The 21,715-nt window shown below is 36.9% G+C and carries 27 protein-coding genes and 1 riboswitch; of the genes, 8 read left to right on the top strand and 19 right to left on the bottom strand.

The window, feature by feature from the left end; translation table 11 throughout:
• Positions 1 to 12 precede the first annotated feature (12 nt).
• Both LAU42_RS01935 and LAU42_RS01930 read right to left on the bottom strand, forming a co-directional pair.
• Positions 13 to 705, bottom strand: coding sequence for a DNA alkylation repair protein (locus LAU42_RS01935; RefSeq protein ID WP_224184026.1), 693 nt, complete (start codon positions 703 to 705; stop codon positions 13 to 15).
• Positions 702 to 1,319: a hypothetical protein gene (locus tag LAU42_RS01930; RefSeq protein ID WP_224184025.1), complete on the bottom strand. Its 618-nt coding sequence runs from the start codon at positions 1,317 to 1,319 to the stop codon at positions 702 to 704. Before LAU42_RS01930 ends, LAU42_RS01935 begins: the two co-directional genes overlap by 4 nt.
• Before the next feature lie 126 nt (positions 1,320 to 1,445).
• On the opposite strand from LAU42_RS01930, the gene rarD reads away from it, so the two are divergent.
• Positions 1,446 to 2,354 carry an EamA family transporter RarD gene (gene rarD / locus LAU42_RS01925; RefSeq protein WP_224184024.1) on the top strand — a complete coding sequence of 303 codons (909 nt, stop codon included), beginning with the start codon at positions 1,446 to 1,448 and terminating at the stop codon, positions 2,352 to 2,354.
• Between the two features lie 82 nt (positions 2,355 to 2,436).
• On the opposite strand, the gene LAU42_RS11830 is transcribed toward rarD, so the two are convergent.
• Complete coding sequence (locus LAU42_RS11830) at positions 2,437 to 2,559, bottom strand: hypothetical protein (RefSeq protein WP_277602377.1); 123 nt, start codon at positions 2,557 to 2,559, stop codon at positions 2,437 to 2,439.
• 170 nt (positions 2,560 to 2,729) lie between these two features.
• Between LAU42_RS11830 and LAU42_RS01920 the strand changes: the two genes are divergently transcribed.
• The 3 genes from LAU42_RS01920 to LAU42_RS01910 all read left to right on the top strand — a co-directional run bounded on the left by LAU42_RS01920 (position 2,730) and on the right by LAU42_RS01910 (position 4,117).
• A complete protein-coding gene (locus LAU42_RS01920; protein WP_224184023.1) occupies positions 2,730 to 2,993 on the top strand; it encodes a M23 family metallopeptidase in 264 nt (87 codons plus the stop codon).
• 85 nt (positions 2,994 to 3,078) lie between these two features.
• Positions 3,079 to 3,795, top strand: a complete 717-nt coding sequence (locus LAU42_RS01915) for an SDR family NAD(P)-dependent oxidoreductase (RefSeq protein WP_224184022.1) — start codon at positions 3,079 to 3,081, stop codon at positions 3,793 to 3,795.
• A 10-nt stretch (positions 3,796 to 3,805) separates the two neighbouring features.
• Complete coding sequence (locus tag LAU42_RS01910) at positions 3,806 to 4,117, top strand: heme oxygenase (protein ID WP_224184021.1); 312 nt, start codon at positions 3,806 to 3,808, stop codon at positions 4,115 to 4,117.
• Positions 4,118 to 4,165: 48 nt separating this feature from the next.
• Here LAU42_RS01910 and LAU42_RS01905 read toward each other — a convergent pair whose 3' ends face one another.
• Entirely contained in the window at positions 4,166 to 5,518 is a 1,353-nt protein-coding gene (locus LAU42_RS01905; protein ID WP_224186264.1) for a YjiH family protein, read from the bottom strand.
• Positions 5,519 to 5,732: 214 nt separating this feature from the next.
• Positions 5,733 to 6,233: an N-acetyltransferase gene (locus LAU42_RS01900; RefSeq protein ID WP_224184019.1), complete on the bottom strand. Its 501-nt coding sequence runs from the start codon at positions 6,231 to 6,233 to the stop codon at positions 5,733 to 5,735.
• A 173-nt stretch (positions 6,234 to 6,406) separates the two neighbouring features.
• Here LAU42_RS01900 and LAU42_RS01895 point away from each other — a divergent pair, with 173 nt between their 5' ends.
• Positions 6,407 to 7,534, top strand: a complete 1,128-nt coding sequence (locus LAU42_RS01895; protein WP_224184018.1) for an MFS transporter — start codon at positions 6,407 to 6,409, stop codon at positions 7,532 to 7,534.
• A 32-nt stretch (positions 7,535 to 7,566) separates the two neighbouring features.
• Here LAU42_RS01895 and LAU42_RS01890 read toward each other — a convergent pair whose 3' ends face one another.
• Together LAU42_RS01890 and chrA are read right to left on the bottom strand one after the other, a co-directional pair.
• Positions 7,567 to 8,097, bottom strand: coding sequence for a DNA-3-methyladenine glycosylase I (locus LAU42_RS01890; protein ID WP_224184017.1), 531 nt, complete (start codon positions 8,095 to 8,097; stop codon positions 7,567 to 7,569).
• A 9-nt stretch (positions 8,098 to 8,106) separates the two neighbouring features.
• Positions 8,107 to 9,258, bottom strand: coding sequence for a chromate efflux transporter (gene chrA / locus LAU42_RS01885; RefSeq protein WP_224184016.1), 1,152 nt, complete (start codon positions 9,256 to 9,258; stop codon positions 8,107 to 8,109).
• 179 nt (positions 9,259 to 9,437) lie between these two features.
• On the opposite strand from chrA, the gene LAU42_RS01880 reads away from it, so the two are divergent.
• Entirely contained in the window at positions 9,438 to 9,941 is a 504-nt protein-coding gene (locus tag LAU42_RS01880; protein ID WP_224184015.1) for a DUF402 domain-containing protein, read from the top strand.
• A gap of 71 nt (positions 9,942 to 10,012) precedes the next feature.
• On the opposite strand, the gene thiC is transcribed toward LAU42_RS01880, so the two are convergent.
• The 5 genes from thiC to LAU42_RS01855 form a co-directional block, all read right to left on the bottom strand.
• On the bottom strand, positions 10,013 to 11,728 hold the full coding sequence (gene thiC, locus LAU42_RS01875; RefSeq protein WP_224184014.1) for a phosphomethylpyrimidine synthase ThiC: 1,716 nt from the start codon (positions 11,726 to 11,728) through the stop codon (positions 10,013 to 10,015).
• A 63-nt stretch (positions 11,729 to 11,791) separates the two neighbouring features.
• Positions 11,792 to 11,892, bottom strand: a riboswitch (TPP riboswitch).
• 52 nt (positions 11,893 to 11,944) lie between these two features.
• The gene (locus tag LAU42_RS01870) at positions 11,945 to 12,355 is read right to left on the bottom strand and encodes a hypothetical protein (protein ID WP_224184013.1); all 411 of its coding nucleotides are present in this window, start codon (positions 12,353 to 12,355) and stop codon (positions 11,945 to 11,947) included.
• 68 nt (positions 12,356 to 12,423) lie between these two features.
• Positions 12,424 to 13,515, bottom strand: coding sequence for a quinolinate synthase NadA (gene nadA / locus LAU42_RS01865; protein ID WP_224184012.1), 1,092 nt, complete (start codon positions 13,513 to 13,515; stop codon positions 12,424 to 12,426).
• Positions 13,508 to 14,341 (bottom strand): carboxylating nicotinate-nucleotide diphosphorylase, encoded by an 834-nt coding sequence (gene nadC / locus LAU42_RS01860; RefSeq protein ID WP_224184011.1) that lies wholly within the window; start codon positions 14,339 to 14,341, stop codon positions 13,508 to 13,510. Before nadC ends, nadA begins: the two co-directional genes overlap by 8 nt.
• A gap of 3 nt (positions 14,342 to 14,344) precedes the next feature.
• Positions 14,345 to 15,700: an FAD-binding protein gene (locus tag LAU42_RS01855; RefSeq protein WP_224184010.1), complete on the bottom strand. Its 1,356-nt coding sequence runs from the start codon at positions 15,698 to 15,700 to the stop codon at positions 14,345 to 14,347.
• Positions 15,701 to 15,781: 81 nt separating this feature from the next.
• Between LAU42_RS01855 and LAU42_RS01850 the strand changes: the two genes are divergently transcribed.
• Positions 15,782 to 16,855, top strand: a complete 1,074-nt coding sequence (locus tag LAU42_RS01850; RefSeq protein WP_224184009.1) for an aminotransferase class V-fold PLP-dependent enzyme — start codon at positions 15,782 to 15,784, stop codon at positions 16,853 to 16,855.
• 5 nt (positions 16,856 to 16,860) lie between these two features.
• On the top strand, positions 16,861 to 17,382 hold the full coding sequence (locus LAU42_RS01845) for a transcription repressor NadR (RefSeq protein ID WP_224184008.1): 522 nt from the start codon (positions 16,861 to 16,863) through the stop codon (positions 17,380 to 17,382).
• A gap of 54 nt (positions 17,383 to 17,436) precedes the next feature.
• Here LAU42_RS01845 and LAU42_RS01840 read toward each other — a convergent pair whose 3' ends face one another.
• The 7 genes from LAU42_RS01840 to LAU42_RS01810 form a co-directional block, all read right to left on the bottom strand.
• Positions 17,437 to 18,108: an LrgB family protein gene (locus LAU42_RS01840; protein ID WP_224184007.1), complete on the bottom strand. Its 672-nt coding sequence runs from the start codon at positions 18,106 to 18,108 to the stop codon at positions 17,437 to 17,439.
• Positions 18,105 to 18,437: a CidA/LrgA family protein gene (locus tag LAU42_RS01835; protein WP_224184714.1), complete on the bottom strand. Its 333-nt coding sequence runs from the start codon at positions 18,435 to 18,437 to the stop codon at positions 18,105 to 18,107. Before LAU42_RS01835 ends, LAU42_RS01840 begins: the two co-directional genes overlap by 4 nt.
• 201 nt (positions 18,438 to 18,638) lie before the next feature.
• Positions 18,639 to 18,839, bottom strand: coding sequence for a helix-hairpin-helix domain-containing protein (locus LAU42_RS01830; RefSeq protein ID WP_224184006.1), 201 nt, complete (start codon positions 18,837 to 18,839; stop codon positions 18,639 to 18,641).
• Positions 18,832 to 19,236 (bottom strand): arsenate reductase (thioredoxin), encoded by a 405-nt coding sequence (gene arsC / locus LAU42_RS01825; RefSeq protein WP_420908095.1) that lies wholly within the window; start codon positions 19,234 to 19,236, stop codon positions 18,832 to 18,834. The genes LAU42_RS01830 and arsC overlap by 8 nt, the downstream gene beginning before the upstream one ends.
• An 11-nt stretch (positions 19,237 to 19,247) precedes the next feature.
• Entirely contained in the window at positions 19,248 to 20,963 is a 1,716-nt protein-coding gene (gene arsA / locus LAU42_RS01820) for an arsenical pump-driving ATPase (protein WP_224184004.1), read from the bottom strand.
• A gap of 2 nt (positions 20,964 to 20,965) precedes the next feature.
• Positions 20,966 to 21,313, bottom strand: coding sequence for an arsenite efflux transporter metallochaperone ArsD (gene arsD, locus LAU42_RS01815; protein WP_224184003.1), 348 nt, complete (start codon positions 21,311 to 21,313; stop codon positions 20,966 to 20,968).
• A gap of 20 nt (positions 21,314 to 21,333) precedes the next feature.
• The gene (locus LAU42_RS01810; protein ID WP_133421199.1) at positions 21,334 to 21,636 is read right to left on the bottom strand and encodes an ArsR/SmtB family transcription factor; all 303 of its coding nucleotides are present in this window, start codon (positions 21,634 to 21,636) and stop codon (positions 21,334 to 21,336) included.
• Positions 21,637 to 21,715: the final 79 nt, after the last annotated feature.

Raw genomic sequence — 21,715 nt, 5'->3', positions numbered from 1 at the left:
AAAACTACAAAATCAATTGATTTTGTAGCTTTCTTGATTATTCAACCATTTAAGTGCTTCTTTTGAAGATAGATTGGATAATGTATGTTGCTGCACAAAATTAATAACGTATGCCGCATCAGTTTTTGAATACTCTCGTAATATCCATCCGATTGCTTTTCGAATGAAAAATTCCTTATCTTCTTTCAAATGATCAATCATTTGTTCAAGTAATGGAAGATCCATCTGTTGTTTAAATTTTAATTGGTGTAATAATGCTGCACGTTTCAACCAAAAATTATCATCTAAGCACCATTCACACAACTCAAGTTTCACTTCCGGAGAACGTTTAACAATATCCCCGAGAATATTCGGTGCAATCGTATCAACAGAGTCCCACCAAGTATGCGTTAATATAATAGATTTAATGAATGACAAGTCCTCTCCGTGGAATAATTCACTGCTTTTATTTAATATAATCATACCAATATAGTGATATTCACGTTCTTGTTCGCTAAAGCAATTCATTACTAATTGCTTCACGTCATCTTTATCATTTGGCAAACCAAATTCCTTGAATAGTTTTCGCATAATCGGTGCCGTTTCTGATTTCTTAATGCCAAGAAACTGAAATTGATTCTTCATATAGCTTTCCATCTGTTTTCTGTTAGCTTCATTTCTAAGTGGCTCATATGCATTTTTAATATCTTGAATTGTTAACATCATTCACCTTCAGTAGTACTTTCTAACGATTCATTCTTTTTATCCATCGGCTTTTTTTGTTCAGTTGAAGGTGCTTCAGATGTTACGTTTTCTGTAGAAGGACGTTCTGTTGTCGGCATCTCTGAAGAACTTTCTACTGCTGGCTGAGCCTCACTAGGTACTTCTTGTGTTACGTGTATTTCTTTACGTTGTGTCACGTTGTGTTGTGTCATTTGATAACATGTACCATTCTTGCAGTTGTACCCTTCATTCGTTAAATTATTCCAGGCTTTCGAGTATTCCTTCGTCTCAGCTATTGCATGACATTGATGATTATTATTGCCATTTACTAAACAGTCTCTCGCCTGATTATACTTGTTTGTATCAATATGATTCGCTTGTGCTTCTTCGTTACTTTCGATGTGAACAACCGTTTCATTACTTTCAGTAGATTTCTCAACCGTACTAGATTCTTCCGTTTTCTTTTCGTTATTTTTCTTGTCGTTTGATTTCTTTTCAGGATTTACTTTAACTTCTACTTTCGGTTTTGTATCTTTTTCCTGCTGTTTTTCATTTTGATTACCACATGCTGTAAGTACTAACAATAAAGTTAACACTAGCATCTTCATTCTTTTCATATGTCTCTCCTTATGATTATAAATCACACTGCATGTATTATAACACAATTTAGTAATTGTAAAAAACTTGCACATTGCCACACTTTTTTTCGATTGTTATAATCATGATGAAAAGGAGTGGCGATTATGGATAATTCACAAAAAGGTGTCCTGTATACTGCATCTGCATACTTATTATGGGGAATTCTCCCTTCTTACTGGCGTGCTGTCGGTAGTTTCAATGATTATGAAATACTGTTTCACCGAATTGTCTGGTCATTTGTATTTATGATAATACTACTTGCTTTCACTAAAAAATTATCTCCACTCATTCAGGAAACGAAAGCTTTATATACAAGAAAACACGAATTTATCGCACTCATCGTCGCAAGCCTCGTCATTACCGTTAACTGGGGTATTTTTATATGGGCTGTCAATAATCATCATGTACTCCAGGCAAGTCTCGGTTATTATATTAATCCACTGATGAGCATTGCACTTGGTTTTATTTTTCTAAAGGAGCGCTTTACGAAAACTGAAACAATTGCAATTGCACTCGCTGCATTAGGTGTACTCTATATGACGATCACAATTGGCACATTTCCGATTGTATCAATTGCACTTGCACTGAGTTTTGCATTATACGGCTTAATGAAGAAAGTTGTCAATATTAATGCGGTATACAGTATCGCACTTGAAACATTGATTACATTACCGATTGCGTGCCTTGGTATCGCATTGTTAACATCGCAGCATAAAACATATTTCGGGATGAACTTCGAGAGTTTCCTAATACTATTTGCAGGTGTTGCTACAGCAATACCATTAATATTATTTAGCGCTGGCGCAAAGCGTATTCCGTTATCACTTATCGGACTTTTACAATATATATCTCCGACTTTAATATTACTGCAAGGTCTCTTTATGTTTGGCGAACCGTTTACAACTACAAATGCAATTACGTTTATTTGTATATGGAGCGGCCTTGCGATATACAGCTTTAGTAAGTGGATGGGATATAAGAAACGTCATAATGGAAAGAAGATTGAGACATAAAGCTCTATCTTCTTTCCATTAACAGACTAAACGGCGGAACACTTTGTTCCAACCTCTTAAACATTTTCATTCTTACTTGCAATTATTCTGAAATAATCGCCCCAATGATAGTAAGCGGTGCGCGTAATGTTGCTGCGATGATTACGACTGCGAGCAATAGTAAAATCATTGATTTATGTTTCAATTCACCAAATCCTTTCACCACTCCTCATAATCAATTATGAGGATTTTTGTAATAAAACAGTGAAATTTTATTTAATATCTTCCATTAAAGATTATTTTCATTTAAATTCATTTAAACACATCAGTTTATTTGAATAAAGTGCGAAAAAGCGTTATATTAATGGTATAAAAATGATAAGGATGTGTTTAGAAATGGCAATGAGAATTACTAAAAACGACAAAGAAGTAAACATTAAATGGCGTGTTGCTGATATCACGATTCCTAACGAAGATATCTTAAGCGTTAAAGAAGACACAAACATCTATGCAACAGCTGACGAAGCAAGCGACGACAGAATCGTTCGTATCGGTTCTACTTTCGGTAAAACAAACCGCGTGCTTTTAGACACGAAAGACAAAAAGTACATTATCTACACACATAACGACAAAAAAATTATTAACGAATTAAATAAATAATAGTTATGAAGAGGTTGTCATTTCGCAACCTCTTCTTTTTCATCTTTATTAATCATTTGATACACTTAATTCCAGGAGGGATATCATGGAAAACTTACATAACAAAGTCGCACTCATTACAGGTGGGTCTAGAGGTATCGGTTTACAAATTGCAAAACATCTTGCAGCTGAAGGCGTACACATCGCAATTACTGGTCGTAATTTTAATCATTTAGAAGATGCTGTCGATGAATTATCTGCATTCGACGTTGATGTAACAGCTATCGTTTGCGATAGTGCAAACAAAGAAGACATCCAGGCAGCTGTTGCGCATACAATGGAAACGTTTGAGCGTATTGATATACTCGTTAACAATGCAGGTATAATGCATAACAGTTCGTTTTTAGATACAACAGAAGAAGACTTAATGAATATGATGGCAGTCAATGTATTCGGTCCGTTCCACTTTATGCAGGAAGTCTTGCCACATATGATTGAACAAAAGTCAGGTGATATCGTGAATATGAGCTCGATGTCTGCAGTAAATGCCGGGCCAACTTCAAGTGCATATTCCGCTAGTAAGTTTGCATTATCAGGATTATCTGATGGCGTAATGAGAGAAATGCGTCAGCATAATATTCGTACATTCCTGATTCACCCATCTGCTGTACTTACAGATTTAATCGGAGAAGTCACACTCGATTCTGAAACGATGACACATCCAGAAGATATCGCTGAAGTGATCATATCGCAACTTAAAATTAACCGTCGAACTTTCGTACGAACAAATCAAATTTGGGCGACAAACCCTACAAAACTTTAGGAGTGATTTCATGTATATCGTTACAAACAGAATTAAGATGAAAAAAGGATTCGCAGAAAAAATGGCACCGATGTTTACGAAAGATGGCGCAATCCAGCAACTAAAAGGATTCAATAAAATTGAGACGTGGTCAATTCAAAACTTGGAAGATCATGATGAGTTATATGTCAACACATGGTGGGATACGCTAGAAGACTTTGAAGCCTGGAAAACAAGCGATGCATTTAAACAGGCACATTCACGCGGAGGAGATAAACCTCAAGGTGAGTCACCGATGTTAGGCTCTGAACTTGTCATCGCAAAACTTGAAACAGAAATTTAACTGAGAAACCCCGAACGCGTATGCGTTCGGGGTTCTTTTATAGAATGATTACATACTAAATAGTAAATGTCCCATCAATACGATAATCGGTAAGCAGATGATTGTTCTCATTAAGAAAATAACAAATAATTTCGGTAAACTTACCGGAATTTTAGAGCCTAATATAACGCCACCAACTTCAGATAAATAAATTAACTGAGAGATGCTTAATGCACCAATAACAAAACGCGTTAATTCATATTCAGAATCTGTAATTAAGATTGACGGTAAAAACATATCGGCAAAACCAATTAATATTGTCTGAGATGCAGCAACTGCATCTGGAATTTGCAGTAGCTCTAATAATGGTACAAACGGCATACCAATCCACTGGAAAAACGGCGTATATTCAGCAATTAATGTCGCCGCTGTACCGATACACATTACAACCGGCAATACTGCAAACCACATATCTCCTACTGTTTTAAAGCCTTGATACCAGAATGTTTTAAAGCCTGGTGCTTTAATCGCTGTCTTCGTAGCATTTTCAAATCCATAAGTAATGACATTATGATGATCCGGAATTGATTCATCCTTCACTTCTGTCGTACCATCTGCGTAATGATCCGGAATTTTAGATAACGGCCAGATTCTTGGCATAATCATCGCTGCAATTAAACACGATACGATAACCGTCCCATAGAAATAGAAGAAGTGGTTCATTAAACCAACTTGTTCACAAACAACAATTGCAAATGTAATCGATACGACAGAGAAACTCGTTGCAATTACGGTTGCTTCACGACGTGTGAAGAAATTTCCTTCGTACTGCTTTGACGTAATCATAACACCTACAGTTCCATCTCCAATAAAAGAAGCTAAGTTATCTACAGCTGAACGGCCAGGTAACGTAAATAACGGGCGCATTACTTTAGAAAACATCGGCCCTAAAAATTCAAGTAAACCGTAGTCCATTAAAAACGGTAGGAATAATCCGGCGAAGAAAAACACGGCAATTAACGTCGGTAATAATCCTGTATAGATGAGTTGGCCAGTGTTTTCAGTATCAACAAATGGTACTTTCATTTCGAAGTATACAATCGTTGCAAATACTGCACCTACGAAACGAATTAAAAACCATATCCAGTTTACTTTAAACAATTGTCTGAAGTAACTCGTTTTCGGATGCTGAATAAAGCTGCAGAAAAACGTCAACACGACAGATAACATAATGACAATATAAATTAATGTCGGCGTAAAGCCATTTAGCAAACTCAATAACCATTTCGCCAATACTGCTACTGGTAAGCTTGTCTGCCCTTCTACATTAAGTGGCGTTAAAAATAAAAATATACCTAATAAACTCGGTATGATAAATTTCAATTGACCTAATTTCCAAGTCTTTTTATCGTATTGCAAGATTATCCCTCCGTATTTATACAACATAATTAATATTTATTCATTTTAACACATTAACATTAATTGCAAAAGTTAATTTTTCAAGTTTTTAAAAATAATAAAATTAAGTTTTTTGAATATTTTTGCAATTAAAATGCATAAAAATATTATACACAAACATGTAAGCGTTGTCATTATATAATTAAAAAGTGAGAACAGAATCATTCTGTTCTCACTTTTACTTAATTTCTTTATAATATAAATTTTTCTGAGGGATATTCGGATGTAAATACATATTCGCTTTCAGTAACGTCCAGTCATTTTTATAATAGAACGTATTTGCTGGCACATCATGCACATCACTCGTTAAATAATACTTACCTGGTGGTAGTGCATCCAGTAATTGTGTTCCGATTCCGTTATTATGAATATTCTTATCGACAGCAATTGATACAATTTCAAACGCATCTTCAAGCATTCCTTTTTCATTCGTAGATAAAAACTGATCTAATAACTGTCTGTAAAATTGCGTCACTTCACTCTTATATCCATATAAATAACCATCAATCGTACCTAACTGTGTACTAATTAAGCACATAAATCCATCGTTCTGACTTAACTTTAAAATGTCGTTACTTAATTCACGTAACGGTCTGCGATCATTAAAGTTTGTCAAATAAATCTCTGCAATGCGGTCAACTGCATCTTGTAACTCTACTTCATTAATCTGTCTAATCATCTTGACCACTCCTCTTCATAATGAGAACCTTTTCACTTTTATTATGCATTGTTTTTGTTGAATTTACAATGCGTAAACATTGTTATCTGAATATTTATATTAATAATAAATACATGTTTAAACTGTCAAATATTGATATAATCTTAATGCATACAACTAAGGAAGGTTTTATTATGTCTAAAATTAAATTATTTACATTTATATTAAGTGTGTTCGTTGTTGGAATGGTGGAACTTGTCGTTGCAGGTATACTGACGTTGATCAGTGATGATTTGCATATATCACGTGCACTTGCTGGCCAACTTGTAACCATTTATGCGTTCACCGTTGCAATTAGCGGACCGATCCTTGTGAAAGTTACAGAACGCTATAACCCGAAATGGGTACTGCTCATCAGCCTCGTCATTTTCATTATCGGAAATATCATTAATGCAGTCGGTAGTGTATTCTGGATTATCGTAATCGGACGCATTATCGCATCAGCCGCATCCAGCATTATCGTTGTAAAACTATTAGCGCTGACAGTAATATTAAGTGATCCAAGAGAACGCGGTAAGATGCTCGGGCTCGTTTATATCGGATTTAGCGGTGCGAATGTGTTTGGTGTACCGATTGGAACGAAGCTCGGCGAAATGTTCGGATGGCGTGCAACATTCTGGATGATTATTATTGTGAGTATGATTGCTACTATCATGCTGATGTTCCAGTTACCGAATCAGATTAAAACAGACGAAGATGAGGATAAAACATCTAAATTGCTCTATCCGAAAGAAGCTGCGAAGTATATCGGAATTACGTTCTTTATTCTCGCATCAAACTATATCGTATTTACGTATATCAGCCCAATGATGTTAAATGAAGGTTATACGTTAGCTCAAGTCTCGATCCTTCTTTTCGTTTGTGGACTCGGAAGTATTGCCGGAACAAGTTTCGGAGGCCGTATGGCAGATAAGATGGGCAGTAAAAAATGGCTGCTTATCGCACTTACAATTTATACAGTTTCAATTTTCTTATTCAAACTCGCATTACCTGTTTATATTGTTTTACTTATCGTCATGCTGATATGGAACATATTTGAGTGGAGTACGAACCCTGCAATTCAAATTGGTATTATTAAGCAGGTAAAAGGTGATTCAAGTAATATTATGGCCTGGAATATGAGTGCGTTAAATGCCGGCATTGGCTTCGGTGCACTTATCGGCGGTGTTATTATTAATAATTTCGACGTTGCAATTACACCTTATGTTTCAATCTTCTTTGCAGCGATATGTATATTACTTGCTTATGTTATAAAACGTTAAAAGTGCTGAACTAAGATCAGCACTTTTTTGTATTACTTTAATTTATCCTGAATTATTCCTATTGCACCTAGATAACCATATATGATAACAGGTCCAACAAATTTAAAACCTCTTTTCTTCAAATCCTTACTGATTTTCTGAGATAATTCATTATCAGTAGGTATATCACTTTCGTGCTCATAATAAGTCACGATGGGGTTATTATCAGTAAAGTTCCAAATATATTTATCAAATGAGCCGAATGTTTTTCTAACTTCTATAAATGCTTTTGCGTTTGTGATAATACTTCGTACTTTTAAAAGATTTTTAATCATTGCATCATCATGCATAAGGCGCTCAAAATCACTTTCATCATATAAAGCAATTTTTTCATAATTAAAATAATGCAATGCTTTACGCATTCCTTCTCTTCTCTTCAAAATTGTAAGCCATGATAAACCAGCCTGCATTCCTTCCAGTACAAGCATTTCAAATAAATATGTGTCGTCATGTGATTCAATTTGCCATTCATTATCGTAATACTCACTTAATAAAGGATGTGCGTCTGCCCATGTATGTCTCATTTCATTCTCCTATCTATAATATATAATCCCTACAACTAAACCTGTCACAACTACAATCCATGGTGCTACTTTCCCATATTGAAGCATTACAAACAGTAGTATTGCAAATAATGCGTCTACAGGCTGGATAATTGTGTGCTTCACTATCGGGTTCATAAATGCTGCTCCAAGTATACCGATAACGCCGGCATTAATTGCTTTAAGGGCATTTGCGATATATGGATTGCTTCTAATTTGAGCAAAGTAAGGTAACGTCCCAATGACTAATAGCATCGCCGGTAAGAAAATCGCCACCATCCCGACGATACCTCCCATTACACCAAACATCACTGTTCCAATATATGAACTGAATGTAAAGAGCGGACCCGGCATCGCTTGTGTCACACCATATCCTGCTAAAAACTGTTCCAATGTAATATCCGGTACAAATGCACTCTGAAGTAATGGTAATACAACGTGTCCTCCTCCGAATACAAGTAAGCCTGCCTGATATAATTGATTAAAAAATGTCACCCAGCTGTTCTGTGTTGTATAACTTAATACAGGGAGTACAATCAACAAGATGCATAACGATAACAATGCAATGTTACTTACGCGTTTTGATATATTAATGTATAATTGCTCACTACGCGTTGTATGTCCTTTGAACGCAATAATGCCAACTAAACCCGAAACTATAATGACACATATTTGCGCCCATGTAACGGAATTAAATAGTATAAAGAGTAAGCTTATAATTGCGATTAAAATTGTTATCACATTCGTAAGTGCTTTTTTTCCCATTCCGATTAAAGCATGTAACACGACAGCTACAGCAACGAGCATTAATCCTTTCGTAAAACCGAGTGGGATATTCATTTGAACAAATAATGATGCGATGATAATAAGTGCAATGACTGAAGGCAGCGTAAATCCTAAAAATGCAGCAATTGCACCTAATACTCCTCCTCGCAGTAATCCAATCGCCATACCGACCTGACTTGAAGCTGGTCCCGGAAGGATCTGGCACAGGCTCACAATATCCTGATATACAGCTTCACTCAACCACTTTCGTCTCACAACGTATTCATTTCTGAAGTATCCTAAATGTGCAATTGGGCCACCGAAACTTGTAACACCTAATTTTAGTGCAGTTAAAAAAATCTCTAATAAATTTCTCATATAATTACTCCACTTTTTCTTTTAATGATACGCATACAATTTCAATATTTTATTACAAACCATTTAAAGTTTCGTAAATTTTATGACACTTGTTACAATATTAACAATCCCCTATGCAAAGGCTTACATTTCGTATTATAATTGGATTTGTACTTAAAAATAAGTTAGGAGGTCTACTGTTGGAAAAAATAAAAATTAAATCACACAAATATCCACATCGACCTCATATCGAGGTAGAAGGTACATTACTTAAAGAAACTGATCAATATTTTCTCGTATTGTGTGATGAATCTGCAACGCTTAAACACTTTATAAGAAATACAGAACTGCCTTTCCAATACAAGACACTGCATTTTCTTTCTAAGTATTACGGTTACTCTGTTTTCATTACGCTTAACGATGCATATAAGCCGATTAAAATATTTTGTAATATTTCATCACCTTGTGAGCGTAATAAAGATCGAGACATCACGTATCTGGACTTAGATTTAGATTACGTAAAGACAAGTCATAATGAATGGGTATTGCGTAACAATGATATGTTTTTAGAAAACAGCGCGAAATTTAACTATCCTTTCCAGCTTGCTAACTTTGCACTCGTATCATTACAGGAACTCAAAAACAATATTGCTGATAATAAATTCCCTTTTAATGTGACAGATTTCAGTGAATATATAAAGTAAAGCATCATCCGGGTTTGGTAACGGATGATGCTTTTATATATGAATCAACTGTGCTCCGATCACAGGAAATTCTATGAGTATATTTTACTGCCTTGCGCTTTAAACTTATCTGCCATCTCCTGCATGCCTTTATCTTTACGTAAATCATGTGAAATACGCATTGAGCAGAACTTCGGCCCGCACATACTACAGAAATGTGCTACTTTCGCAGCCTCTGCAGGTAATGTTTCATCGTGGTATTCTTTTGCGCGTTCCGGGTCTAACGATAAATTAAACTGATCTACCCATCTGAATTCAAAGCGTGCTTTACTAATTGCATTGTCACGTTCATCCGCACCTGGCAACCCTTTCGCTAAGTCTGCTGCATGTGCTGCAATCTTATACGTTACAACACCTGTACGGACGTCATCTTTATTTGGTAACCCTAAATGCTCTTTCGGGGTTACATAGCAGAGCATTGCTGTGCCGTATGAACCGATATTAGCAGCACCGATCGCTGATGTTATATGGTCATAAGCTGGTGCAATATCTGTTGTCAGCGGTCCTAATGTATAAAAAGGTGCTTCATTACAGTAGAAGTCTGCAAGTTCCTGATTTTCTTTAATTTTATGAAGTGGTACGTGACCCGGTCCTTCAATCATCACTTGTACGTCATGCTCCCATGCTATCTTAGTCAATTCACCAAGTGTTTTTAACTCAGCAATCTGACTCTCGTCATTGGCATCATATATTGAACCAGGCCTTAGTCCATCACCGAGTGAGATTGCGATGTCATATGTCTTTAAAATTTCGCAAATCTCTTCAAAGTGCGTATATAAGAAACTCTCTTCATGGTGTGCTAAACACCATTGCGCCATAATTGACCCTCCACGTGAGACGATACCTGTCAGACGATTTACAGTCATTGGCACGTATCGTAACAATACGCCTGCATGAATCGTAAAGTAATCGACACCTTGCTCTGCCTGTTCAATTAATGTATCTCTGTATACTTCCCACGTTAAGTCTTCAGCGATACCATCTACTTTTTCCAGCGCCTGATAAATGGGCACTGTTCCGACAGGTACCGGAGAATTACGAATAATGTATTCACGAGTCGCGTGAATATTTTTACCTGTAGATAAATCCATTATCGTATCGGCACCCCAGTGCGTTGCCCATACCATCTTCTCTATCTCATCTTCAATCGATGAACTAACTGCTGAGTTACCGATATTCGCGTTTACTTTCACTTTGAAATTTTTACCGATGATCATCGGCTCAGATTCCGGATGATTAATATTGTTTGGAATAATTGCGCGTCCTCGTGCAATTTCACTGCGCACAAACTCAGGATCTACGTTCTCACGAATTGCAACAAACTTCATTTCTTTCGTAATAATACCTTGCTTTGCATAATGCATCTGAGTGACGTTTTTACTTTGTCGCGCACGTTTCGGTTCATACTTAAATGGCGTTTCTACAAACTTAGTATGATTAATGTCTTTAAAACCATTATCGACTGCTAATACTTTACGTCCTGTATAGCGTTCAACATCTGCCCTGTCATCGATCCATTTCTCGCGAAGCTTAGGAATTCCACGTTCCACATCAATTTCATATGTATCATCGTGATAAACGCCACCTGTATCATATACAACTACCGGTGCATTCTCTGTTGTACCCATTTCAGTTACCGTATCCGTGAGTGATATTTCGCGAAATGGCACTTGAATATCCGCATCATCACCGATACCTGATTTAAAGATTCTCTTACTTGCTGGAAACGACTTCTTCAAATTAACCATAATAAAAACCCCCTAGTTATATTCATTACTAGGAGGTGAAAATTCACGACAAAAAAACATCATTAATATACACGCTCGCTTCCCTACGCTGGTACTAACCAAACAGGTTCAAAGAGTCAAGGATATTCCTTTCTCAGCTCATAAGAGCTCCCCTAGCAATCGTCTTATTCAGTTGTATATATAAACCATACCACTAATTGTTTCTGTTATCAAACACTAATTAAACCATCCACGGATCAGCTTTTCAACATCTCTTGATTCATCAACTAAAGATTTCATTAAATCAATATCGGCTTTATCGCCTAATAAGTTTTCTACAACTTTCGTATCCAATACACGCTTAACTGCATCGGCAATTAATGGTTCTTCTGAATTATGTGTATTAGAATGCGCATCTTGTGCTGCACTTACATCATCTGCAATATGAGACTCAGGTCTCGACGCTGGATTATTAAACGCTTCAATAATTTCCATAATCGCGATACGTAAGTCATTATATTCCTTAATATTCTTCAAATCGCCTAAACGTTCTTTAATATATTCGTTATTTTTGACATATTTAGCCGATTGATAAACACCTACACCAACCACACCTACTACTAAACTTCTTTTAATCCATTTATTCATAGTAATTCCTCCATCAATTGAATTACATCAATTATACGCAATAATTCAGCATTTCACAAAAATATAGATTATTGTAAAATAAGCATCTGATTGAGGGCTCTTAATGCATATGTCGTAGTTTCTTTATCAACTACAATCTGATTGTCAAATCGGTGTTCAACAATGTTATCCAGACACCATACTAAATGTGGTAAATCAATTCGATTCATTGTTAAACATGCACACATAAACGGATTAAGAGAAATTATCTCTTTATCCGGATTATCTTTAATAATACGATTTACAAGGTTCATCTCAGTTCCGATTGCCCATTTCGTCCCTGCTGGTGCTGATGTAATCACTTCTAAAATCTTTCTTGTACTTCCTGAGTCATCGCTTGCCTGTACAACATCAAATGTACATTCTGGATGTACAATAATACGCATACCTGGATGTTGCTGTCTCACATTTTTAATATTCTCGATCGTAAACTTTTCGTGTACTGAGCAATGTCCTTTCCATAACACGATACGAATATCCTGTACTTCTCCTTCAAATTCTAGTGTTTCAGAAATCGGATCATATATCGCCATTGTTTCTAACGGAACACCAAGATCGTAGGCCGTATTTCTACCAAGATGCTGGTCCGGCAAAAATAGGATGACTTTGTTCTGTTCTAGTGCATGTTTTACTACTTTATGCGCATTACCACTCGTCAGACAGCTGCCACCTTTCTTGCCGACAAACGCTTTAATGTGTGCAGTCGAATTAACATACGTCAGCGGTAGACAGTCAATTCCGTATGTGGATTGCAGGAAGTCATCACAACGCTCAACCTGATTAATATTCGCCATATCAGCCATCGAACATCCTGCTCTCATATCCGGTAACAGGACAATCTGCTCATCATTTGTCAGCATATCTGCTGTTTCAGCCATAAAGTGAACGCCGCAAAATGCAATATACTTTGCAGTAGAATCTTTGCATATATTCGCAAGCTCCAGAGAATCACCAATCGCATCTGCAAACTGTACAACTTCATCTTTTTGATAATGATGTGCCGGAATAAATAAATCATCTCCTAATTCAGATTTAATTTCATTCACTCTTTCTTCCAGCTGTTGTTGTGACATCGCTAAATATCGCTGTGGTATTTTAGAGTTTTTTAATAAATCAATCATCTACTTTTATCCTCCCTGATATATCAAGCCCTTTACTGCTATGAAATAGCTGCCCCACCGAAATATAATCGACTCCTGCTTCAGCGTAGGCGCGTACTGTATCTAATGTAATGCCTCCCGAGGCTTCTGTTATAATCGTGTCTGGTACAAGATCAATATGTTCTTTTATAAATTCGGGTGTACAATTATCAAACATAATAATATCTACTTGTGACTCAATCGCTTCTTGTAGCATCGCTGCGTCTTCTATTTCCACTTCGATCTTATCCATATGGCCTGCTAGTGTACGTGCTTTTTGAACAGCTTTCGAAATACTGCCTGCATACGCAATATGATTATCCTTTAACATAATACCGTCATTTAAGCTTCTTCGATGATTCGTTGCACTTGCTGCTTGCACTGCATATTTTTCAAACATACCAAGCCCTGGCGTCGTTTTACGCGTATCTGTAATTCGGGTAGTCGTTGCAGCAACTTCGTCTATAAACTGTTTCGTTAATGTCGTAATCCCGCTCATACGCTGAATAATATTCAGTACTGTGCGTTCTGCTTGTAATAAATCTCTAATATTACCCGTAATTTCAGCAATTGTTTCACCACTTTTCACTATATCCCCATCATTTTTATGTAATGTAACATCGCTCTCACTCAGAATGTTAAACCCTTGTACAATCACTTCATTTCCTGAGAAATATCCTGATTCTTTAGCGATAAAATGCATCGTTCCTTTCATATTATGCTCAAAGATAGAAGAAGATAAGTCACCATACTGTATATCCTCATCCATAAATTGTCTCAACTTCCTTTGCAGACGAATTCTGTTCATCAGTTAACCCTCCTGTAGTACTTTCTTTTGATGTGCGCCAATTGACGGTTTACGTAATGCATCTTCAATAACCAATTGAATCAACTTACTATATATATCTTTACCGAGTATGTTCTTAAAGTCTTCCATCACCAATGGATCGCGTTCAATTCCTAATACATGCATTAACTGCGTACTTAAACGATATTCTGGATATTCAATATTTACGGTATAAAATGGTGAAACAGTTAAATCTCGATGTTCTTCTTCAAGACATCGCTGAGCACAAGCAGCCCCCATTGCAACTGCTTCTAATAGCGAATTACTCGCTAAACGGCTGGCACCATGAAATCCTGTACACGCCGCTTCCCCTATCACAAATAATCCCTCTACATTTGTCTGTCCATCGATCGCAGCTTCAATTCCACCCATCGTGTAATGTGCACCAGGCGCTACAGGGATATGTGTCGTTATATTTAACAATTCACACATGCTATGTATATATGGAAATTGCATGCTGAAATTTTCTACTTCTGTAATATCTAAATAGACTTTATGTCCTTCTTTTATGTGCTCATAAATTGTGCGACTTACAATATGACGCGCTGCCAGATCTTGCTGTTCTGTCGATGCCATAATATGAGCACCTGTTTCATCAACAAGTTTTGCACCTTGTCCTCTAAGTGCTTCAGAGATCAAGCAAATCGTACGATTATCCTGTATAAATAAAGTGGGATGGAACTGTATATAGGCAAGATCTTTCAGAGTGCACCCTGCTTCATAAGCAGCATATTGCATCGCTGCACCTCCTGTATATGTGTTGGAAGCAGGATAGAACAATCCGCTGTACCCTCCTGTTGCAAGTACTGTTCTAGGGGCAATGAGCTGCCCTCCGGAAGTAAGTTCTACACCGATAACTTCTTTATATTTATTGCGCATCAATGCACTTACTTTTGTCTTATAGATATCTACTGAAGCGCTATAACGTGCCTCCAAAAAATTGCACATATGTTTCCCTGTCTGATCCTTGATATGAAGAATTCTAGGTAATGTATGCGCACCTTCTAACCCAAGCACAAAAGTTCTACCTTCCTTATCAAATGGCATACCCGCTGCAATATATTCTTTTATGACTGCATTGCCTTCTTGAATCATTTTACGAATAACATCGATATCTCCTTGCTGACAACCCGCATTATACGTATCCATCACATGCTGATCTATACTACTTTCGAATAAAGAACAACTGACCCCGCCTTGCGCTTTCATACTACTCGATTCTACTTCATCCATAACTAATGCAACCTTCATATTTTCAGGTAATGCATTTAGCAGGCTAAGCGCTGCCAATCCACCACCAACAATAATTACATCATACATAAAAAACACCGTTACTTTATATTTACAATAACTTTACAATAATATTGTCATATAAAATAATAAAACACAAGGAGAATTTTTATGATCTATTTTGATTATGCTGCTACTACACCACTCAGCGCATCAGTATTTAATATATATAAAGATATTAACGTTAATTACTACTACAATTCTGAGAGCTTACATGCGGGTGGGGATATCGCTAAAGATATACATAACAACTGTGAGAGTGCATTAAATAATTACTTTACAGATAATTTTACAGCTATTACAACTTCAAGCGGCTCACATGCGAATGAGATTGCAATTCAAAATTATTTACACAAAACAGATAAAAGAACTGTTGTCCTTAGCAGATATGAGCACCCATCAGTACTCGCAGCACTCTATCCTTATGAGGATATTTATTATTATTTTATACCCGAGTATAAGGATGGTACGTTGAACCTTAATGCCCTATCCAATTATATTGAGGAGCATTACAATGAAATTGCACTAATAACCGCACAGCACGTCAATTCAGAAACAGGGTATATCTTACCTGTAGAAAAAATCGGTCACATTGCAGCACAATATCATATCCCATTTCATGTGGACTGCGTTCAGTCAGCTGCTAAGCTTAATATACCGACACACGTGATGACCTCTCTCGCCATCAGCGGACATAAATTCTTTGGGCCTAAAGGTGTAGGCGCCTTACTCATTCGAGATGATGAACTGCACATTCGAAATCCTTACCTACATCATGAACAGGCGATGAGAAATGGTACTGTAGATATCGGAGCCCTCGCTGCCATGACGACAGCACTGACTGAATATCCTGATACAGACCTTTATCCGATGAAACAGAAAATGATGTCACAATTAAATAGAGATAGATTCCATCCGATAATCTTCAACGAACAAGCACCACATATTATCCCGCTTTTATGCAGACAAGAAGGACAAGTGATTATGCAGAAGCTCTCACAAAAAGATATATTAATCTCTACCGGTACCGCCTGTGGTCATGGTACAATGCATTCAAAAGCACTGGAAAGTTTAATCATGCAACAAGGGTACAGTATCCATCAGTTTATACGAATATCAATCAGCCCATTAACAACTGATGCCGATATCAACGCATTAATCTGTGCACTTAGCGAAATGGAGTAATGAAGATGAATGTAAATGAAAGACGCCTCGCAATCTTACAATTAATAAAAGAGAGCACCGCACCAATCAACGGCAATCAACTGGCGCAGCAATACGATGTATCAAGACAAATAATCGTTTCAGATATCGCGCAACTTAGAGCAGAAGAGTATCCAATCAAAGCGACAAAACAAGGCTATATCTTTCAAAGAATTGAAGAACAAGGAGAAAAGTATAAACGTACGATCACCGTACGCCATACCTCAGAGCGCATGCTAGAAGAATTAAAAATTATAGTAGAAAATGGCGCAATGATCGATAACGTATCTGTAAATCATCCAATATACGGCAAAATTTCAGTTGAGCTAATGCTGCGCTCTGTCGAGGAATGCTATGACTTTTCTAATGATATGGAAGAAGATAACGGGCGAATGCTTGCTGAATTAACTTACGGCATACACGATCACGTCATATCAGCGAAATCTGAGAAGATTTTGGATAACGCAGTAAACGAATTAAGGCAAGAAGGGTTTATGTATGAGTTTTAAAACAATATTTTTATAAAATGTAAATTAAAAAAACAAGGTAAACACCTTGTTTTTTCATGATATTAATATTGGAATAATGACACTTGCCAAAATCGCTGTTCCAATCATCGTCACAAGTGCGATACCACCTTCTTCTTTACTTAATGCCATAGACGTATTAGTTCCGAATACATGGGCAACAGCAGCCATCGCAACGCCTCGTGCGACAAAGTGATCGATTTTCATCCATGTCATCACTTTATGACCAAAGCTGAATCCGATACAGCCACTAATAATAACTGCGATGGAGGTTAATGCAACACTGCCATTTGTAGATGATGCAATATTCATAGCAACAGGTAAAGTGACATTCTTCTCCCAAAGAGAATGAATCAGTGCTTTATCTAACGGCAATAACAGTCCTAGTACATAAGTAGCTAATAGAGATACCATTAAGCCGATAGTGAATCCTGCAACAATGAAATGTAGATATTTAACAACGATCTTTCGCATCTGATATAAAGGCAATGCAAATGCTACAATCGCTGGTCCTAAAAGAAAGTTAAAGATACTTGTTGCTTGCTGATAATCTGTATAAGGAATATGAAAGAAGACAAGAATCGCCATCATTATTGCACTCACAGTAAATATAGGCAACGTCCACACTTTAGGATAACGTTTATTTAAAGCGACTGCTCCGACAAACAATACGATTGTAAGGAACAGCAGACTAGCCGTTTCAATCATACAGATCTACCTCTATTCTGTTTATAATTCACGGCGAACTGTGTAAACCATCCAGTCATAAAAAATATGATAAGAGAAGATAACACAAGATCGAACATTAAAAATAGGCCGCTCTTCATAAATAAAGGACCATAGTCCATCAATGCCACTAAAGTTGGAACAAATAATATAGGCATGACCTTTAGTAAAGTATTACATCTTAACCCAATCCATTCGGGTTTTACCACTTTTATTTCCAGGGCGACAAACAACAATATGAGACCTATCAAACTTCCTGGGATGGTTAGCGTGGTATGCATGTTAATCCATTCCCCTATAATATAAAACAATGTAAGTAAACTTACTTGCAATAAGACACGAAACGTCCAATATAAATAATGTTGTAACTTATACAAACTACTTCCTCCTACATGCAATAAAACTATATTTCTCTATAATATAATTTATTTGAATTTATATTTCATTATATGCTTGACTGTTTATGAATTCAAGTTTTGAAATATTTTCAGAAAACTAAAAAAAGTCGCTAATCAGCGACTCTTTAATTGATGATTTTTATTCAATTGTAATTGCTGCCTATTTAGTTCTTCTTTTAATAGACGCAATCCTTTAGGCCCAAAACCATGTAAACTTAATAAATCCTGCTCGCTATACTGTATGACTTCATCATACGAAGTTATGCCAATTGATAGCAGCGCGCGTTGTGCCGGCTTACTCAACTGATCAAACATGGTCCGCTTCTTTCTCAGAGAATTCTTTAATGCGGGCACCAATTTCATCACGAACACGCTGGAATACTTCCCACTCCTGTCCTGCAGGATCTTCAAATCCCCAGTGTTCAGTTTTAACGTGTGATGGTGTTACCGGGCATACATCTTTAGCATGATCACAAAGTGTGACAACTAAATCTGCGTTGTTTAATATTTCTCTGTCTATTACATCCGAAGTATGATCAGAAATATCAATTCCAACTTCTTTCATCGCTTCTATCGCTTTCGGATTCACGCCGTGCGCTTCAATTCCTGCTGAATATACGTTCCATTCTGGTAAATACTTTTTTCCGAAACCGTCTGCGATTTGTGAACGACATGAGTTACCTGTACATAAGAAATAAATTGTCTTTTTCATTTTTCCCTCCATTAAATAAGCTTTGGGTCATAAGGTAGTAATGTCACGCTCAACTTGTCTTGTAATAAGTCATTTATAACTTTACGTTCATTCATAATTTTATGCGAGAATAATGCATCATGCACATCGTAATTTGCTATCGTATTATTCACTACCCAACGGTTCTGTTTAATAGATGCACGTTCGAGATCTTCTTTGAGTCGCATCGCCTCTTTAACAGGTGTTGGTTCAGCGAGTGTAACGATAATCATTTCTGTAAGTGTATTATCTAATATCTTCGGTAATAACATCGATACCGATTTTGGCACTTCATTCGTGCTGCGTTCAATTTCTTTATGATAACTTTGTGATGCATCGAGCAATAATAGTGTATGACCTGTTGGCGCTGTGTCGATTACAACGACGTCATGCGCAGTGTCAGCAATAAAGTTGCTGAACGCGCGAAAGAATGCGATTTCTTCGGTACAAGGACTTCTTAAATCCTCTTTTATATAATCGATCTGCTCTTGCGTCAACTGGTCAGCATTACGCAATACTTCCGCTTCATAATCTGCCAGCGCTTGTTTTGGATCGATATACTTAATTGTAAGATTGTTATATTGATGTTTATCGTGCCACTGATTTGCGGGATCTGTTGTCGCAAGCAGCACCTTTTTATTGCGTGCTACAAGTTTTTCAGCGATAAGTGAAGCAACAGTTGTCTTACCGACACCACCTTTACCCATTGTGAAGATATAGCGCTTTTCTTCCTGCACAAGTTCATCGACCAGAAGTTCCAGATGCATGTAATCATCCGTTAATTTAAGATCCTCGCTACTTTCGATATGTTCATATTCACTAAATAAATGACGCATCGCATCAAGACCCATAACGTTATAAGGTTTAAGCTCAACGTAAAATGTCGGTACTTTCTTAATCAACGATTCAAATTGCTGTAACGCCCTGTCAGAGGCATTTCGCTTTTCCTTTGCGAGCTCGCTATCTGCGTGGTTGATTAAACCGTTGATAATTAAGAAATGATGATTGATTTGAAGGGCATTTAATTCATGCATCGCTCTCTTTGCCTCCAACAAACTATATTTGTCACCTCGAGCAACAAATATCATTGTCGTTTCTTTTTCATTTTTAAGACGCTCTACTGCTGCAAAGTACGTTGATTGCTGTTCTCCTAATCCTGATAGCTGGCCTAAACAAGATGCTTCATGAGTCGCACTTTCTAAATAAGATGACCACGCTTCAGGTAGCTCTAACATTCTGAGGGTGTGACCCGTTGGCGCAGTATCAAAGATAATATGATCATATTCATCTGCTAAAGTTTCATTCGTCAAGAATGACGTGAACTCATTAAACGCCGCAACTTCAACCGTACATGAACCACTTAGCTGTTCTTCCATATTCTTAATCGCAAACTCTGGTAACACACCGATATATGGCTCAATAACCGACTGTTTATACGCTTCAGCTGCTTTGACAGGTTCAAAATTTGCTACATATAAATTAGGCAGTGCCGGGACTTGCGTCAGTGCGTTCGTCAAGGACATATTAAAGATATCTTGAAGATTGCTCGCGGGATCAGTACTTACAAGCGCAATACGCTTACCTTGATCTGCCAGATTGACTGCGATACTACTAGATAAAGATGTCTTACCCACGCCTCCCTTACCAGTGAAGAATAAGTATTTCGTTAACTCAATATTATCTAAATTTAAGCGTTCCACAAAAACCACTCCTAGCAACAATTATCATTCGGACCACAGCAACTATTTTGTAAATCATGTACCACGATAATATCCGCAACTTCATCTGAAGACATATAATTCCCTGATTTCACAACTTCGTCATTAATAAGTGTAATCGGTAATGCAGATTCGCCTTCTGATTTTATCTTATGCATAACCTCTTCGTGACGTACGAAAGCGTTCGGCGCAGAAGTTAAATTGTAACGCAATACTTTAATGCCATTTTGCTTAAGTTTCTCTACATCACTATTCACTCGAATTAACTCTTGATCAGGTGCAGGACCACAAACTCCTGATGCACAGCACATTGCAGGTTCAAATAATTTAATCTCTACCATAATAAAATCCTCCCAGTTCATTATTTCGATAAATGGCAAATACAACGCTCTGATGCATTAAACAATTCACTTTGGAATGCCATAATCTCTTTGCACAATACATCGTTTAATACATACATTACCTTCGTACCATCTTTGTAACTTGAAATTAATCCACAATCTTTAAGCTGCTTCATATGATGAGAAAGCGTCGGTTGTGAGAAATCAAAATGCTCAAGAATATCGCATGCACACAGTTCTCCACAGCTCAGCATATCAATAATCTCCAGCCTGCTCTTATCGCTCATAACTTTTAATATTTTTGCAAATCTTTCATAATCCATATGTCTCACCCCTTATATAGATAATCATCTATATTCAAATATATTTTAACTCTTATATAGATAGTTGTCTATATATTTG

The organism is Macrococcus armenti (genome assembly GCF_020097135.1).
GTDB classification, from domain to species: domain Bacteria; phylum Bacillota; class Bacilli; order Staphylococcales; family Staphylococcaceae; genus Macrococcoides; species Macrococcoides armenti.
The sequence above is the reverse complement of the archived record's forward strand: the minus strand, read 5'-3'. Positions and strand labels throughout refer to the sequence as shown.

Excerpts from the sequence above, each read along its gene's own strand:
- LAU42_RS01935 (WP_224184026.1), bottom strand. The coding sequence starts at position 705 with ATGATGTTAACAATTCAAGATATTAAAAATGCATATGAGCCACTTAGA.
- LAU42_RS01930 (WP_224184025.1), bottom strand. The coding sequence starts at position 1,319 with ATGAAAAGAATGAAGATGCTAGTGTTAACTTTATTGTTAGTACTTACA.
- rarD (WP_224184024.1), top strand. The coding sequence starts at position 1,446 with ATGGATAATTCACAAAAAGGTGTCCTGTATACTGCATCTGCATACTTA.
- LAU42_RS01920 (WP_224184023.1), top strand. The coding sequence starts at position 2,730 with ATGGCAATGAGAATTACTAAAAACGACAAAGAAGTAAACATTAAATGG.
- LAU42_RS01915 (WP_224184022.1), top strand. The coding sequence starts at position 3,079 with ATGGAAAACTTACATAACAAAGTCGCACTCATTACAGGTGGGTCTAGA.
- LAU42_RS01910 (WP_224184021.1), top strand. The coding sequence starts at position 3,806 with ATGTATATCGTTACAAACAGAATTAAGATGAAAAAAGGATTCGCAGAA.
- LAU42_RS01900 (WP_224184019.1), bottom strand. The coding sequence starts at position 6,233 with ATGATTAGACAGATTAATGAAGTAGAGTTACAAGATGCAGTTGACCGC.
- LAU42_RS01895 (WP_224184018.1), top strand. The coding sequence starts at position 6,407 with ATGTCTAAAATTAAATTATTTACATTTATATTAAGTGTGTTCGTTGTT.
- LAU42_RS01890 (WP_224184017.1), bottom strand. The coding sequence starts at position 8,097 with ATGAGACATACATGGGCAGACGCACATCCTTTATTAAGTGAGTATTAC.
- chrA (WP_224184016.1), bottom strand. The coding sequence starts at position 9,258 with ATGAGAAATTTATTAGAGATTTTTTTAACTGCACTAAAATTAGGTGTT.
- thiC (WP_224184014.1), bottom strand. The coding sequence starts at position 11,728 with ATGGTTAATTTGAAGAAGTCGTTTCCAGCAAGTAAGAGAATCTTTAAA.
- LAU42_RS01870 (WP_224184013.1), bottom strand. The coding sequence starts at position 12,355 with ATGAATAAATGGATTAAAAGAAGTTTAGTAGTAGGTGTGGTTGGTGTA.
- nadA (WP_224184012.1), bottom strand. The coding sequence starts at position 13,515 with ATGATTGATTTATTAAAAAACTCTAAAATACCACAGCGATATTTAGCG.
- nadC (WP_224184011.1), bottom strand. The coding sequence starts at position 14,341 with ATGAACAGAATTCGTCTGCAAAGGAAGTTGAGACAATTTATGGATGAG.
- LAU42_RS01855 (WP_224184010.1), bottom strand. The coding sequence starts at position 15,700 with ATGTATGATGTAATTATTGTTGGTGGTGGATTGGCAGCGCTTAGCCTG.
- LAU42_RS01850 (WP_224184009.1), top strand. The coding sequence starts at position 15,782 with ATGATCTATTTTGATTATGCTGCTACTACACCACTCAGCGCATCAGTA.
- LAU42_RS01845 (WP_224184008.1), top strand. The coding sequence starts at position 16,861 with ATGAATGTAAATGAAAGACGCCTCGCAATCTTACAATTAATAAAAGAG.
- LAU42_RS01840 (WP_224184007.1), bottom strand. The coding sequence starts at position 18,108 with ATGATTGAAACGGCTAGTCTGCTGTTCCTTACAATCGTATTGTTTGTC.
- LAU42_RS01830 (WP_224184006.1), bottom strand. The coding sequence starts at position 18,839 with ATGTTTGATCAGTTGAGTAAGCCGGCACAACGCGCGCTGCTATCAATT.
- arsC (WP_420908095.1), bottom strand. The coding sequence starts at position 19,236 with ATGAAAAAGACAATTTATTTCTTATGTACAGGTAACTCATGTCGTTCA.
- arsD (WP_224184003.1), bottom strand. The coding sequence starts at position 21,313 with ATGGTAGAGATTAAATTATTTGAACCTGCAATGTGCTGTGCATCAGGA.
- LAU42_RS01810 (WP_133421199.1), bottom strand. The coding sequence starts at position 21,636 with ATGGATTATGAAAGATTTGCAAAAATATTAAAAGTTATGAGCGATAAG.